The organism is Allobosea lupini (genome assembly GCF_900109525.1).
Lineage (GTDB): Bacteria > Pseudomonadota > Alphaproteobacteria > Rhizobiales > Beijerinckiaceae > Allobosea > Allobosea lupini.
This window is the reverse complement of record NZ_FOAN01000004.1, coordinates 366377-380362: the sequence shown is the minus strand read 5'-3', so window position 1 is coordinate 380362 and position 13986 is coordinate 366377. Positions and strand designations below refer to the sequence as shown.

The window sequence follows — 13986 nt, the reverse complement described above, 5'->3', positions numbered from 1 at the left end:
CTTCGCCTCTCACTCGACCTTCATCCCGAGCAGCGGTGCTCATTGTCCGCTGCTCGGGATGAAGGTTCGATCCAGAGAAACGATCGTTCTTAATCTTGTTGCCTGCGATTGCTGGCTTAGACCGGAGTTCCACGGATGACAGCCGTGACAGACCCTATGAGCCTTCCGGCCGCTGGCGCTCAGCGCAAGACTCCGAAGGGCACCTTCGATATCGTCTTCCGCAACGCCAGCCTCCTGTCGGCCTTGTTCGTGCTTGTGCTGCTCGCCGGCATCATGCTTTCGATGATCATCGGCGGCTGGCCGGCCTTTCGCGAGATGGGCCTGGGCTTCATCACCTCCAGCGTCTGGGACACGCAGAACGATCAGTACGGCGCCTGGCCAGCCATTGTCGGTACGCTCTCGACAGCCTTTCTCGCACTGCTGATCGGCGTCCCCTTGTCGCTTGGCATCGCAGTCTTCCTGACGCAGCTCGCTCCGCCCTGGTTCAAGCGGCCGGTCTCGACCGCGATCGAGCTGCTCGCCGCCGTGCCATCGATCATCTATGGCATGTGGGGCCTGTTCGTCTTCGTGCCGCTGTTCGCGGCCTATGTGCAGCAGCCGGTCTCACGCATCGTCGAGGGCATGCCGATCGTCGGCACGATCCTCTACGCCGCCTCCCCGTCGGGCCTCGGTATCCTGTCGGCGGGCATCATCCTGGCGTTCATGATCATCCCATTCATCGCCTCGATCGTGCGCGACATGCTCGACCAGATCCCTTCGGTTCTGCGCGAGAGCGCCTATGGCATCGGCGCCACGACCTGGGAGGTGGTGCGGCATGTTCTCGTCCCGCAGGCCGGTGTCTCGATCATCGGCGCGATCATGCTTGGCCTCGGCCGCGCGCTCGGCGAGACCATGGCGGTTACCTTCGTCGTCGGCAACGCCAACCGGCTCTCGGCCTCGATCATGGATCCCGGCTCGACCATCGCCTCGCGTATCGCCAACGAGTTCAACGAGGCGATTGGCCTGCAGCTCAATGCGCTGATCGCGCTCGGCTGCATCCTGTTCTTCGTTACCTTCGTCGTCCTGGTGATCGCGCGCATCCTGGTCGCGCGGGTCAAATCCTTCTGAGCGAACGGAAAGACCATGAGCCTCGCCACGCCCTCAACCGCTCGCGCGCTGCCCCCTGCAACCTGGGGCCGGGTACGCCAGTCGCGCCGGGTCGCCGACCGCGCGATGAAGATCATCGCGACAGGCTTCACATTGCTTGCGATCTCGGTGCTGTTCTGGATCCTCGGCATGCTGGTCGTGAAGGGCCTTGGCGGGCTCTCCGCCGCGACCTTCACCGAGACCATGCCAGGCCCGGGTTCAGAGGGCGGCGGCCTCGCCAACGCCATCGTCGGCTCGCTGGTGCTGACCTTCCTCGGCATCGCAGTGGCGACGCCGATCGGCGTGCTCGCCGGCACCTATCTGGCCGAATACGGCAAAGGCTCGAAGCTCGCCGACCTGATCCGCTTCATCAACGACATCCTGCTCTCGGCGCCGTCGATCCTGATCGGCCTGTTCGTCTACGTCATCCTGGTCGAGCCGCTCGGGGGCTATTCCGGCTGGGCCGGCGGCGTCGCGCTCGGCATCATCGCGATCCCGGTGATCGTGCGCACCACCGAGGACATGCTGCGCCTGGTGCCCGGCCCGTTGCGCGAGGCCGGCTCGGCGCTTGGCGCGCCGCCCTCGGTCGTGATCACCTCGATCACCTGGCGTGCCGCCAAGTCCGGCATGGTCACCGGCATCCTCCTGGCCCTCGCCCGTATCGCCGGCGAGACCGCGCCGCTGATCTTCACCGCGCTCAACAACAGCTTCTGGTTCTCGCCGACGCTGCTCGGCGGCGTCTCCAACCTGCCGGTGACGATCTACCAGTTCGCGTCGGCCCCTTACGAGAACTGGCAGCAGCTCGCTTGGGCGGGATCGCTGATCATCACCGTCTCAATCCTCGTGCTTTCCCTCATCGCCCGGCGCATCGTGCGCGGCGGCAAGTGAATAGCGTCCGATCGGAAGGACCATGCAGATGCTTTCGACCCTCGAACTGAGCCCGCAGACGCTGGATGCCGAAGCGCCCGTCCGCATCGCCGTGAAGAACCTCGATTTCTACTACGGCGAGCACAAGGCGCTGAAGAACATCAACCTCGACTTCCGCGACCGGCACGTCACGGCGCTGATCGGCCCGTCGGGCTGCGGCAAGTCGACCCTGCTGCGCATCTTCAACCGGATCTACTCGCTCTATCCCGAGCAGAAGGCGACCGGCGAGATCCTGCTCGACGGCCGCAACATCATCTCGAACGACATCGACGTGAACGAATTGCGCTCGCGCATCGGCATGGTTTTCCAGAAGCCGACTCCGTTCCCGATGTCGATCTACGACAATGTCGCCTTTGGCATCCGTCTCTACGAGAAGCCGCCGAAGTCGGAGCTCGATGACCGTGTCGAGGGCGCCTTGCGCCGCGCCGCGCTTTGGGACGAGGTCAAGGACAAGCTGAAGAGCTCCGGCATGGGCCTTTCGGGCGGCCAGCAGCAGCGCCTGTGCATCGCCCGCACCATCGCCCAGAAGCCCGAGGTCATCCTGTTCGACGAGCCGACCTCGGCGCTCGACCCGATCTCGACCGGCAAGATCGAGGACCTGCTCGAGCAGCTCAAGACCGACTTCACCATCGTCATCGTCACCCACAACATGCAGCAGGCGGCGCGCATCTCGCAGTATACCGCCTTCATGTATCTGGGCGAGGTGATCGAGTTCGACGCGACCAACACGATCTTCATGAACCCGCACAAGAAGCAGACGCAGGACTACGTCACCGGCCGCTTCGGCTGACGTTCTGAAAGCGCCGGCCAGACTCGAAGGATACGCCCGATGTCGGATCAACATATCGTCCGCTCCTACGACGCCGATCTCGAGGGCCTGCGCCGCAGCCTCGCCGAGATGGGCGGCATGTCCGAGCGCATGCTCGGCGACTCCACCGTGGCTCTGGTGCGCCGCGACACCGCGCTCGCCCAGAAGATCATCAGTGCCGACCAGCGCCTCGACAATCTCCAGCGCGAGGTCGAGGAAAAGGCGGTGCTGACCATCGCTCGCCGCCAGCCGCTGGCGAACGACCTGCGCGAGCTGATCTCGGCAATCCGCATCGCCGCCGACATCGAGCGCGTCGGCGACCTCGCCAAGAACATCGCCAAGCGCGCCGTCGCGATCTCCGGCCAGTTCTCGCCGCCGCATCGCGCCGTCGTCGGCCTCGAGCATATGAGCCGCCTGGTCCAGGCCCAGCTCAAGGACGTGCTCGACGCCTATGCCGCCAGCAACGAGCAGAAGGCGATGGATGTCTGGCGCCGCGACGACGAGATCGACGCGCTCTACACCTCGCTGTTCCGCGAGCTCCTGACCTATATGATGGAGGACCCGCGCAACATCACCTTCTGCACGCATCTGCTGTTCTGCGCCAAGAACGTCGAGCGCATCGGCGACCACACCACCAACATCGCCGAGACCATCCACTATCTCGTCACCGGCCAGTCGATCGACGAGACCCGGCCGAAGCTCGACACCACCAACATCCTCGTCGACCTGCCGGCGGCCAATGGCTGAACCGGCGGGCGCTTGAACGGACGCTGACATGCCCGCACGCATCCTGATCGTCGAGGACGAGGAGCCGCTCACCTTGCTGCTGCGCTACAATCTCGAGGCCGAGGGCTTCGAGGTCGACAGCGTGGCGCGCGGCGACGACGCCGAACTGCACCTGCGCGACCATACGCCCGACCTCGTCCTGCTCGACTGGATGCTGCCCGGCCTCTCCGGCATCGAGCTCTGCCGGCGCCTGCGCACGCGGCGCGACACCGAGCGCGTGCCGATCATCATGCTGACAGCCCGCGGCGAGGAGACAGAGCGCGTCCGCGGCCTTGCCACCGGTGCCGACGACTATGTCGTCAAGCCGTTCTCGCTGCCCGAATTGATCGCCCGCATCCAGGCGCTGCTGCGCCGCGCCAAGCCCGGCCATGTCGCCGGTCTGCTCGCTGCCGGCGATCTCGAGCTCGACCGCACCACCCGGCGCGTCCGCCGCGCCGGCGCCGAATTGCATCTCGGCCCGACCGAGTTCCGCCTGCTCGAATTCCTGATGCAGGCCCCGGGCCGGGTCTATTCCCGGGCGCAACTGCTCGACGCCGTCTGGGGCCGCGACGTCTATATCGACGAACGCACCGTCGACGTTCATGTCGGGCGCCTGCGCAAGGCGATCACGCCGGCCAATGCCAAGGACCCGCTGCGCACGGTGCGCGGCGCCGGCTACGCCTTCGACGAGACGTTTGCCCGCAGCTGAGCGCTTCTGTCAGCGCAGCGCGGCGATGATCACCGCTGCGCCGGCAAGGCAGAGCGCGGCGCCTGCCAGGTCGTAGCGACCTGGTAGCACCTTCTCGACCAGCGCCATCCAGGCCAGCGACGCCACGATATAGACGCCGCCATAGGCGGCGAAGGTGCGCCCGGCGGCTGGACTGTCGAGCAGGGCCAGCAACCAGGCGAAAGCCGCGAGCGATACCAGACCCGGCAGCAGCAACCAGACCGGCTTGCCGAGCTTGAGCCAGGCCCAGAAGGCGAAGCAGCCGGCGATCTCCGCCAGCGCCGCGGCGGCATAGGTCGCGAAGGTCGCCATCGCGCTCTCCCGTGGATCTCCCATGAAAAAGCCGGCCACGAGGGCCGGCTTTTCCGATTTTGGATGGTTACGCCGCCTCAGGCGCGGACGGGCTTGCGCTCGCGGCGCCTGTCGGCCGCCGGCTGGTAGGCGATCCGGGCGTGATAGGCGCAATAGGGCATGCCGGTCGCGCTGCGGCCGCCGCAGAAGCGGAACTCCGGCGTGGTCGGGTCGCCCATCGGCCAGCGGCACATATACTCGCGCAGATCCATGATCGTGACCCGCTCGGAGAACGGCACGACCACGTCCTCGGCCGGCGCCGGAGCGCGCTCGACCTGTGCTTCGGTCGCGATTTCGGGTGCGAACTGCGGTGCCAGCGCGGTGTTGCCGCGGGTCAGCCCGGCGCCACCGTTCTGATGGCCGGCGGGATGGCTCGGCGGGCGGGCCGCCGGCTTGCGCGGGCGCGGCGTGGCCGAACCGGGGCTCTTGGCCCGGCCGGACAGGCCGAGACGGTGAACCTTCCCGATGACGGCGTTGCGCGTGACGCTGCCGAGCTCGGCGGCGATCTGGCTCGCGCTCAGGCCGTCATTCCAGAGCTTCTTGAGCAGTTCGACGCGTTCGTCGGTCCAGGCTCCGGCTTCGGTCATGGGGTTGCACCTGTCTTCGTCATGCTTCGCCAGCGGGCCGGCGAGGCATAGGGAGAGATCATGGCGGAATCCGATACCGGCAGCGTCCGTCACAAAACGGAAGCCGTTACGCCCGGAACTGACGATACAGGAGACGCCGCACGAGATGTCGTATCTGACGAAGAGGACCATACAAGATGGCCTGACTCGGCCACAAGAGTCGCCGAATCGTAATTCGGCTTTTCCCCAGCCAATCGCCGCAGACGGCCGGACAGTGAGTCTATTCGGCAACGCTGCCGCGAGAGCCGGATCCGATCAGGGTGGCATACCCTGATCGGTGAATCCGTCTCCCACTTTTGGAATGGAGACCGTTTTGCCCCGACGGCTTGCGGGAGAAGCCGTTGGGGACGGGCTCCAAGTCAGCCGGAATTGACAGGGCCGGGCCGGTTTTGCATAGTCGTGCGACGCAGCCGCCCCCAAGGGCGGCGCTTATGTTTTTGAGCGATCGGGATTTTCCTTTGATGCGGCTTGACGCGCGACGAGACGGCGGGAGCGGCCAGCGACGATAATGTCGCCGGCGGGTCGCATCGTGCCGGCATCATGCCGCCTTGCGTCCCATCCTGCCGTTCCCGGCCCGAGATTCCGCGCTATTTTCCCGTCTCGCCGCAAGGATTTTGCTCCATGAGCACCGCTTCCGCTTCTTCCGTTCTCCTGCCGACCTATGCCCGGGCCCCGATCGCGCTCGAGCGTGGCGAGGGCGCCTGGGCGATCACCGCCGACGGCACCCGCTATCTCGATTTCGGCGCCGGCATCGCCGTCAATTCGCTGGGGCACGCCCATCCGCATCTGGTCGAGGCGCTGACCGCCCAGGCGCAGCGGATCTGGCACACCTCCAATCTCTACACCATGCCCGAGGGCGAGAAGCTCGCCCGCCGGCTCTGCGAGGCGACCTTCGCCGAACGCGTCTTCTTCACCAATTCGGGCGCCGAGGCGAACGAGTGCGCCATCAAGATGGCGCGCAAGTACCACGCCGCGAAAGGCCATCCGGAGCGCTTCCGGGTCGTCACCTTCGAGGGCGCCTTCCATGGCCGCACGCTCGCGACCATTGCCGCCGGCGGCCAGCAGAAATACATCGACGGCTTCGGCCCGAAGGTCGATGGCTTCGATCAGGTGCCGTTCGACGACGAGGCGGCGCTGAAGGCCGCGATCGGCCCGGAGACCGCCGCGCTCATGATCGAGCCGATCCAGGGCGAAGGTGGCCTGCGCTCGGTGCCGATGCGTGTCCTCAAGCAGCTGCGCGAGCTCTGTGACGAGCACGGGCTGATGCTGATCTTCGACGAGATCCAGACGGGCGTCGGCCGCACCGGCAAGTTCTTCGCCTATGAGCATTCCGGTGTCGCTCCCGACATCATGTCGATCGCCAAGGGCATCGGCGGTGGCTTCCCGATGGGTGCCTGCCTCGCCACCGAAGAGGCCGCCTCCGGCATGACGCTCGGCACCCACGGCACGACCTTCGGCGGCAATCCGCTCGCCATGGCGGTCGGCAACGCCGTGCTCGACGTCATCCTGGCGCAGGGCTTCCTCGACCATGTCCAGAAGACGGCCTTGCGCCTGCGCCAGTCGCTGGCCCAGCTCAAGGATCAGCATCCCCAGGTGATCGAGGAGATCCGCGGCGAGGGGCTGATGCTCGGCCTCAAGCTCAAGACCCCGAACACCGATTTCGTCGCGCAGGCGCGGGCCGCCGGCCTGCTCGTGGTGGCGGCCGGCGACAATGTCGTGCGCCTGCTGCCGCCGCTGATCATCGGCGAGAGCGAGGTGGCCGAGGCGGTGGCGCGGCTGGACAAGGCAGCTGGCGCGGTCGAGGCGGAGCTCGCCCGGCCGGCAGCGGAGTGAGCATGATGTCTGCGACGCGTCACTTTCTCGATCTCTCGGATTTCTCGGCCGGAGAGCTCCGCGCCATCCTCAAGGCCGGCGAGGACATCAAGGCCCGCCGGCGCACGCCCGCGGCCGCGGCCGACCGCCTGCTCGAAGGCAAGGTCATCGCCATGATCTTCGAGCAGCCATCGCTGCGGACCCGCGTCTCCTTCGATGTCGGCATCCGCGAGCTCGGGGGCTCGCCGATGATGGTGACTGGCCAGGAGATCGAGCTCGGCGAGCGCGAGACCATCGCCGACACCGCCCGCGTGCTCTCGCGCTATGTCGATGCGATCATGATCCGCATGCTCGACCACGACGCCGTGGTCGAGATGGCGCAATACGCCACCGTGCCGGTGATCAACGGCCTGACCAAGCGCCAGCATCCCTGCCAGGTCATGGCCGATGTCATGACCTTCGAGGAGCGCAAGGGCTCGATCAAGGGCAAGCGCATCGCCTGGACCGGCGACACCAACAACGTCCTGACCTCCTGGGTCCATGCCGCCGGCCGGCTCGATTTCGAGCTCGCCATCGCGACGCCCGAAGAGCTCGCGCCTCCGCCGGCGCTGCTCGACTGGGCCCGCGACCAGGGCGCCAGGCTGCAGTTGACCCATCGTCCCGAGGCGGCGGTCGAGGGCGCCGACTGCGTCATCACCGATTGCTGGGTCTCGATGGGCGACCAGGAAGGCACGCGCCACAACCTGCTGCGGCCCTACCAGGTCGATGAGCGCCTGCTCGGCCGCGCCGAGAAGGATGCGATCTTCATGCATTGCCTGCCGGCCTCGCGCGGCGAGGAAGTGACCGACCAGGTCATGGACGGCCCGCAATCGGCTGTCTTCGACGAGGCCGAGAACCGGCTGCATGCCCAGAAGGGCATCTTGGCCTGGTGCTTCGGCGGAGTGGCGGCCTGATGGCGGAAGGCTCGCCCGCGGGCGCACCCGACGATCGGGTGCTGCCCTTCGCCGTGCCCGATCTCGACGTGCGCGGCCGGGTCGTCAGGCTCGGCCCTTCGCTCGACCGGATCCTCGCGCGGCATCATTACCCTGAGCCCGTTGCGCGCGTCCTCGCCGAGGCCGCGGCGCTCGCCGTCATGCTCGGTACCACGCTCAAGGGCGAAGGCCGCTTCCAGCTGCAGACCAAGAGCGATGGGCCGGTCTCGATGCTGGTCGTCGACTTCAACGCGCCCGACTGCTACCGCGCCATGGCTCGCTACGATGCCGATCAGCTGGCGGCCGCGATCGATGCAAACGCGATCTCGACCGGCGATCTGCTTGGCAAGGGCCACCTCGCCATGACCGTCGACCAGGGCAGCGAGGCGACGCGCTATCAGGGCGTCGTCGCGCTCGACGGACAGAGCCTGGAAGAAGCCGGCCACCAGTATTTCCGCCAGTCCGAGCAGATTCCCAGCCGCATCCGGCTCGGCGTCGGCTCGGTCCTGACCGGCGCCGGCCTCGCCTGGCGTGCCGGCGGTCTGATCGTGCAGTTCATGCCGAACTCGCCCGAGCGCATGCGCGCTGCCGATCTCCACCCTGGCGATGCGCCCGAAGGCCATGAGATCCTTGCCGCCGGCGACGATGACGGTGTCAGCGACGACGCCTGGACCGAGGCGCGCTCGCTGGTCGAGACGATCGAGCATCACGAACTGCTCGATCCGCTGCTGGAGAGCGAGCGCCTGCTCTACCGGCTCTTCCATGAGCGCGGCGCCCATGTCTTCGAGCCCGTCGCGGTGCACGAGGCCTGCCGCTGCTCGCGCGAACGCGTGCTCGGCATGCTCAAGGGCTTTTCTGCCGACGACCGCAAGGCGATGATCGCCGATGACGGCACGCTCGGCGTCACCTGCGAGTTCTGCTCGCGCCGCTACGAGTTCGACCCGGCCGAGGTCGAGGCGGAGATCGCGGCGGGGGCGTGAAGGGCTCGGCGTCATGCTCGGGCTTGACCCGAGCATCTCAGGCCGGAGAAGACTCCGTCTAGTGCCTTCTCGTCAGGAGATTCTCGGGTCTGCGCTGCGCTTCGCTCGAGAATGACGGCGTATTACCCCACCCGGCATTCCGCCAGCAGCCGGCGCATGAAGGCCTCACCGGCGGCGAACTGCTCCAGCGTGATGTACTCATCCGGCTGGTGCGCCTGGTCGATCGAGCCGGGGCCGCACACGATGGTCGGCAGGCCTGCGCGCTGGAAATGCCCGGCCTCGGTGGCATAGGCGACGGCGATGGTGCGGTTGCGGCCGGCGAGGCGCATCACCAGCGTCTCGGCCTCCGAGCCCGGATCGGGCGCGAGGCCCGGCACGTCCGAGCTCATCACCGTCTCGATCGCAGCCGACGGCGCGGTCCTGCGCATCCGCGCCAGCACCTCCTCCGACAACTTGGCGAAACGGGCCGGCACCTCTTCGGGATCGGAGCCCGGCAGCGTGCGCACCTCCCAGGCGAGATCGCAGCGATCGGCCAGGATGTTGCGGGCGATCCCGCCATGGAACTTGCCGATATGGACGGTGTCATAGGGCGGATCGAAGCGGCCGCTCTCGTCGATCCGGCCTTCGCGCTCATCGGCCATGGCGACGAGGCCGGCGGCGAGGCGCGTGCCGGCATGGACGGCGCTGGCACCGAGATGCGGCTTGGACGAATGCGCGGCGAAGCCGGTGATCGCGGTGAAGAAGGTGCGAATGCCCTTATGCGCATCGGCGAGTTCGAGCGAGGTCGGCTCGCCGACGATGACGGCGCGTGGCTTGGGCAGGCTCCTGCCCATCGCGGCGATGCCGTCGACGACGCCGAGGCAGGTCACCTCCTCGTCATAGGAGAAGAACAGGTGGATCGGCGTCTTGAGGTCGGCGGCGAGAAAGTCCGGCACGAGCGCCAGCGCCAGCGCGACGAAGCCCTTCATGTCGACCGAGCCGCGGCCATAGGCCTTGCCGTTCTCGACATGCAGTGTGAACGGATCGCGCGACCAAGCCTGGCCCTCGACCGGCACGACATCGGTATGGCCGGAGAGCACGATACCGCCCTTGTCCTGCGGGCCGATCGTGGCGAACAGCGCCGCCTTGTCGCCGGTTGCGTTCGGGAAGCGCACGGACGGCACGCCCCAGCCAGTGAGGTAGTCCTCGACGAAGGCGATCAGGTCGAGATTGGATTTGTGGCTCACCGTGTCGAAGGCGACGAGGCGGGCGAGCATGTCGAGCGGCTGGTAGCGCTGCCCGGTCGGTGTGGCGATCGTCAATGCAGGACCTTCTTCACATAGGGCGAGTCGAGCGGAAACAGCGGCACCTCGACATCGAACTGCGCGCCGTCCTCGCCGAGCATGGCATAGACGCCGCGCATGCTGCCATCGGGCGTCATCAGCGGGCATCCGGAGGTATAGCTGAAGCGCTCGCCCGGCTGCAGCACCGGCTGCTGGCCGATCACGCCGTCGCCGCGGACCTCGTGCACCTCGCCGCGTCCATCGGTGATGACCCAGTGCCGCGCCATCAGCTGCATGGTGCGGGGCGACAGGTTCTCGATCTCGATCGTATAGGCCCAGAAATAGCGGCTCTGGTCCGGCGTGGATTCAGAGTCCATGAACTTGGGCGAGGCAGTGACGCGCACGCCATGGGTTTCGGCCTGGTAGATCATCGCGGCTCCGTGCCGTCTGCGCGCGGCTCTCGCCGGGGCGGCGGGAAGGCCTTGTTATGACCTGCAACGGCGCAGCGTCAATGCCGTCAACCGGATGTAGACCCGATGATCCGCAGCGATGCCGGCATGTGGAAAACGTGGCACCGGACTCGCCAGCGGCTCCCCGGTGCGGCAGGAAGAACGATCAATCTCGCGGCAGGCTGGCTTTGCGCCGCGCTTCACAAGGTGGTCTGATAGCGCCATGGCGACATCGCCCGACATGCTGGCCGAGATCGCGACCGCGCCGGCTTCGCTCGCCGGCCCCTCCGGCGTGCTGCCGCGCCAGGACATCCGCAAGCTCGTGCATCGCGGCATGGTCCGCTCGACCTCGGGTGCCTTTTCAGAGAGCCAGTACCAGCCGGCGAGCATCGATCTTCGGCTCGGCCACAAGGCTTATCGCGTCCGCGCCAGCTTCCTGCCCGGGCCGAACAAGAGCGTCGCCCAGATGCTCGCCGACCTGACCCAGGACGAGGTCTCGCTTGAGGAGGGCGCGATCCTCGAGAAGAACTGCGTCTATGTCGTCGAGCTGATGGAGTCGCTGCACGATCTGCCCGCGACGATCTCGGCCTTCGCCAATCCGAAGAGCTCGACCGGCCGGCTCGACGTCTTCACCCGCCTGATCGCCGACCGCAGCGAGGCCTTCGACAGCGTCGCCGGCGGCTATTCCGGCAAGCTCTACGCCGAGATCTCGCCGTCGAGCTTCTCGATCAAGGTGCGCAAGGGCAGCCGGCTCAACCAGTTGCGCTTCCGCCGCCGCAGCTCCGGCCAGGAGGAGGCGGAGGGCTTTCGCGTCTCCGACCGCGAGCTGCGCGAAGTCCATCGCCAGACCGCTCTGGTCGACGGCCCCGCGACGATCCGCAACGGCCTCCTGTTCAGCATCCATCTCGGCGATGCCGAGGGCGAGATCATCGGCTACCAGGCCCAGCGCTTCACCGACGTCATCGATGTCGACCGGGTCAGCGGCTATGAGATCGACGATTTCTGGACGCCGATCCCGGCCAAGCGGGGACGGCTCATCCTCGACCCGCATCAATTCTACATCCTCGCCTCGAAGGAACGGATCTACATCCCGCCGGCCTTTGCCGCCGAGATGGCGCCGATCGACCCGGCCATGGGCGAGTTCCGCGTCCACTATGCCGGCTTCTTCGATCCCGGCTTCGGCGTCGGTGCCGGAGGCGTGCCCGGCAGCCGCGGCGTGCTCGAGGTCCGGAGCCACGAGGTGCCTTTCCTGCTCGAGGACGGGCAGGTGGTCGGGCGCCTCGCCTTCGAGCGGATGGCGACCGAGCCCGACGCGCTCTACGGCGCGATTGGCACCTCCAATTACCAGGGCCAGGCGCTGAAACTTTCCAAGCATTTCCGGAGTTAGGCTGCAGGCGACGTGTTCGCGGCCGATTCAACCTTTCCTTAGCTGCGAATCCGCAACGCACGCAGGAAGATTGCCCGGACGGCGAGCTACGGGGCGACAAAACGGCGATTCCGTGTCAGATGGCTGCAAGCGCCGATGGCGTTGCCGGCCGCTGGCCTGCGGCGTGTTCATGCTTGTGTCACCGGCGGCAGGCTTCGACCGCCTTCCGCTTCATGGCTTTCGTGGCCAAATGTCTACAGGGAAAGGATTTCTCATGCGCGCCCTCATCATCGCCGGCGTCCTCGCCGCTGCCCTCGGCGGCTGCCAGAGCGTCGAGCAGTCGGCGGCCGAGTCCGACCAGGTCTGCCTCGATGCCGGCCACCGCCCCGGCACCCGCGCCTTCGAGCGCTGCCGTAGCGAGGTGTTCCAGAGCTTCCGCCGCTCCAACGCCCAGGCGAGCAACGCGGTTGCGGCCGGCGTCGTCGCCGGTGCGGTCGGCGGTGCGGTCATCGCCGCTTCGTCGCGCCGCCACTATGGCTATTATGGCTGCGGCTATTACGGCTGCTACTGAGGCGCTCGGCGTCTGAACGAAAGCCGCGCCGGGCGACAGGGTCCGGCGCGGTTTTTTCGTTTATATCCGGAATGTTGGATCGACCGGCTTGCGGCGGGCAGTCCGGCCCGGCTATACGGACAGCACGCGGGCGTAGTTCAGTGGTAGAACGTCAGCTTCCCAAGCTGAATGTCGTCGGTTCGATCCCGATCGCCCGCTCCAGAATTTCTTTGAAGCTCAGTCGATTGCGGCGGCTTGTCGTTGGCGGCCGATCCTGCTGAAGTAGCCGCCGCTTGCGCCGTTCCGCGTTCCCTCAACGCTCTACGCATCGACGATGCCTGAGGCGTCGCGGGTCCGCTGGACGACGTCGAGGAAGGCCTTGATGATCCGGCTGGTCTGCCGCTGCTTCAGCACGACCACATGCGCATAGGTGTAGACCTCGGCGCCCTCGATCGGGATCAGCCGCAGCGTCTCGTCCGGAACGAACTCGGCCTCCGAGACATAGCTGATGCCGAGCCCGCGGATCACCGCCTCGCGGATCGCCTCTCGGCTGCCGATCTCCATCACCAGACGCGGCTTCGTGCCCGTCTTGGCGAGCGCACTCTCGAAGGCACGCCGTGTCGTCGAGCCCTGTTCGCGTGCGATCATCGGCTCCCCCGCCAGCTCCGGCAGCCGGATGCTGCGCTGATCCGCCAGGCGATGATCGCGCCGCACGAAGACCGCGACGGGGTGGCGGCGATAGGGGATGGTCAGCAGCCGGTCGTCCTCGTCGATATAGGCGAGCACCGCGACGTCGCAGCGATAGCTTTCGAGGTCCCCGAGCACCTCGGCAGAGTTGCCGATCTTCACGGCCAGCTCGATCCCCGGATAGGCCTGGTTGAAGGCGGCGAGCATTTCGGTGACGTGGAACGGGCCGACGGCGCCGATCGAGAGCCGGCCCGTCCGGAGCTCGCGCGATTCCGTCAGGAAGGCGAGCGCCTCGGCCTCCTCGGCGAAGAGCCGTGTGGTGATGCCAAGCAGTTGGCGCCCGCTCTCGCTCAGCTCGCGCCGCCGGCCGCGCTTGACGAAGAGCTCGACCCCGAACTCCTCCTCCAGCGCCCCGACCTGCGCCGTCAGCGTCGGCTGGCTGATGTTGAAAGCCTCGGCGGCGGCGTTGAAGCCACCGGCATTCGCGACGTTGTGGAACGACCGGAGCTGAGTGTAACGCATAGAGAATTTCTATTCATTCAGATCGAAAAATCAATTTGTTATAAGAATGGAGCTCTGT

The 13986-nt window shown here is 66.8% G+C and carries 15 protein-coding genes and 1 tRNA gene; 11 read left to right on the top strand and 5 right to left on the bottom strand.

The features are described from left to right. Nucleotides 1–135: 135 nt before the first annotated feature. The 5 genes from pstC to phoB are packed head-to-tail and all read left to right on the top strand — an operon-like array spanning nt 136 to nt 4334. Nucleotides 136–1107 (top strand): phosphate ABC transporter permease subunit PstC, encoded by a 972-nt coding sequence (pstC, locus tag BMZ21_RS14455; RefSeq protein ID WP_091835453.1) that lies wholly within the window; start codon nt 136–138, stop codon nt 1105–1107. Nucleotides 1108–1122: 15 nt separating this feature from the next. After that, the gene (pstA, locus tag BMZ21_RS14450) at nt 1123–2013 is read left to right on the top strand and encodes a phosphate ABC transporter permease PstA (RefSeq protein WP_091835450.1); all 891 of its coding nucleotides are present in this window, start codon (nt 1123–1125) and stop codon (nt 2011–2013) included. 22 nt (nt 2014–2035) lie between these two features. After that, nucleotides 2036–2842 carry a phosphate ABC transporter ATP-binding protein PstB gene (gene pstB / locus BMZ21_RS14445; protein WP_091835447.1) on the top strand — a complete coding sequence of 269 codons (807 nt, stop codon included), beginning with the start codon at nt 2036–2038 and terminating at the stop codon, nt 2840–2842. A 39-nt stretch (nt 2843–2881) separates the two neighbouring features. After that, a complete protein-coding gene (phoU, locus tag BMZ21_RS14440; protein WP_091835444.1) occupies nt 2882–3607 on the top strand; it encodes a phosphate signaling complex protein PhoU in 726 nt (241 codons plus the stop codon). A gap of 28 nt (nt 3608–3635) precedes the next feature. Next, entirely contained in the window at nt 3636–4334 is a 699-nt protein-coding gene (phoB, locus tag BMZ21_RS14435) for a phosphate regulon transcriptional regulator PhoB (RefSeq protein WP_091835441.1), read from the top strand. 9 nt (nt 4335–4343) lie between these two features. On the opposite strand, the gene BMZ21_RS14430 is transcribed toward phoB, so the two are convergent. Next, a complete protein-coding gene (locus tag BMZ21_RS14430) occupies nt 4344–4664 on the bottom strand; it encodes a YnfA family protein (protein WP_091835438.1) in 321 nt (106 codons plus the stop codon). 77 nt (nt 4665–4741) lie between these two features. Next, on the bottom strand, nt 4742–5290 hold the full coding sequence (locus BMZ21_RS14425; protein ID WP_091835435.1) for a GcrA family cell cycle regulator: 549 nt from the start codon (nt 5288–5290) through the stop codon (nt 4742–4744). Nucleotides 5291–5950: 660 nt separating this feature from the next. Here BMZ21_RS14425 and BMZ21_RS14420 point away from each other — a divergent pair. From BMZ21_RS14420 to BMZ21_RS14410, 3 genes are read left to right on the top strand one after another with little or no spacing between them, the layout of a single operon-like run. Next, nucleotides 5951–7162, top strand: a complete 1212-nt coding sequence (locus BMZ21_RS14420) for an aspartate aminotransferase family protein (protein ID WP_091835432.1) — start codon at nt 5951–5953, stop codon at nt 7160–7162. A gap of 2 nt (nt 7163–7164) precedes the next feature. After that, nucleotides 7165–8094 (top strand): ornithine carbamoyltransferase, encoded by a 930-nt coding sequence (gene argF / locus BMZ21_RS14415; protein WP_208862283.1) that lies wholly within the window; start codon nt 7165–7167, stop codon nt 8092–8094. After that, nucleotides 8094–9092 carry an Hsp33 family molecular chaperone gene (locus tag BMZ21_RS14410; RefSeq protein ID WP_091835425.1) on the top strand — a complete coding sequence of 333 codons (999 nt, stop codon included), beginning with the start codon at nt 8094–8096 and terminating at the stop codon, nt 9090–9092. The genes argF and BMZ21_RS14410 overlap by 1 nt, the downstream gene beginning before the upstream one ends. A gap of 122 nt (nt 9093–9214) precedes the next feature. On the opposite strand, the gene argE is transcribed toward BMZ21_RS14410, so the two are convergent. Beyond that, the gene (gene argE, locus BMZ21_RS14405; protein ID WP_280141482.1) at nt 9215–10393 is read right to left on the bottom strand and encodes an acetylornithine deacetylase; all 1179 of its coding nucleotides are present in this window, start codon (nt 10391–10393) and stop codon (nt 9215–9217) included. Beyond that, nucleotides 10390–10782, bottom strand: coding sequence for a Co2+/Mg2+ efflux protein ApaG (apaG, locus tag BMZ21_RS14400; protein WP_091836072.1), 393 nt, complete (start codon nt 10780–10782; stop codon nt 10390–10392). Before apaG ends, argE begins: the two co-directional genes overlap by 4 nt. A 244-nt stretch (nt 10783–11026) precedes the next feature. Between apaG and BMZ21_RS14395 the strand changes: the two genes are divergently transcribed. The 3 genes from BMZ21_RS14395 to BMZ21_RS14385 all read left to right on the top strand — a co-directional run bounded on the left by BMZ21_RS14395 (nt 11027) and on the right by BMZ21_RS14385 (nt 12941). Continuing rightward, a complete protein-coding gene (locus BMZ21_RS14395) occupies nt 11027–12190 on the top strand; it encodes a 2'-deoxycytidine 5'-triphosphate deaminase (protein WP_244543841.1) in 1164 nt (387 codons plus the stop codon). A gap of 253 nt (nt 12191–12443) precedes the next feature. After that, on the top strand, nt 12444–12740 hold the full coding sequence (locus BMZ21_RS14390; RefSeq protein WP_091835422.1) for a hypothetical protein: 297 nt from the start codon (nt 12444–12446) through the stop codon (nt 12738–12740). Between the two features lie 126 nt (nt 12741–12866). After that, nucleotides 12867–12941 (top strand) — tRNA-Gly (locus BMZ21_RS14385). Nucleotides 12942–13040: 99 nt separating this feature from the next. Here the strand turns inward: BMZ21_RS14385 and BMZ21_RS14380 are convergent. Then, on the bottom strand, nt 13041–13928 hold the full coding sequence (locus BMZ21_RS14380; RefSeq protein ID WP_091835419.1) for a LysR substrate-binding domain-containing protein: 888 nt from the start codon (nt 13926–13928) through the stop codon (nt 13041–13043). Nucleotides 13929–13986: the final 58 nt, after the last annotated feature.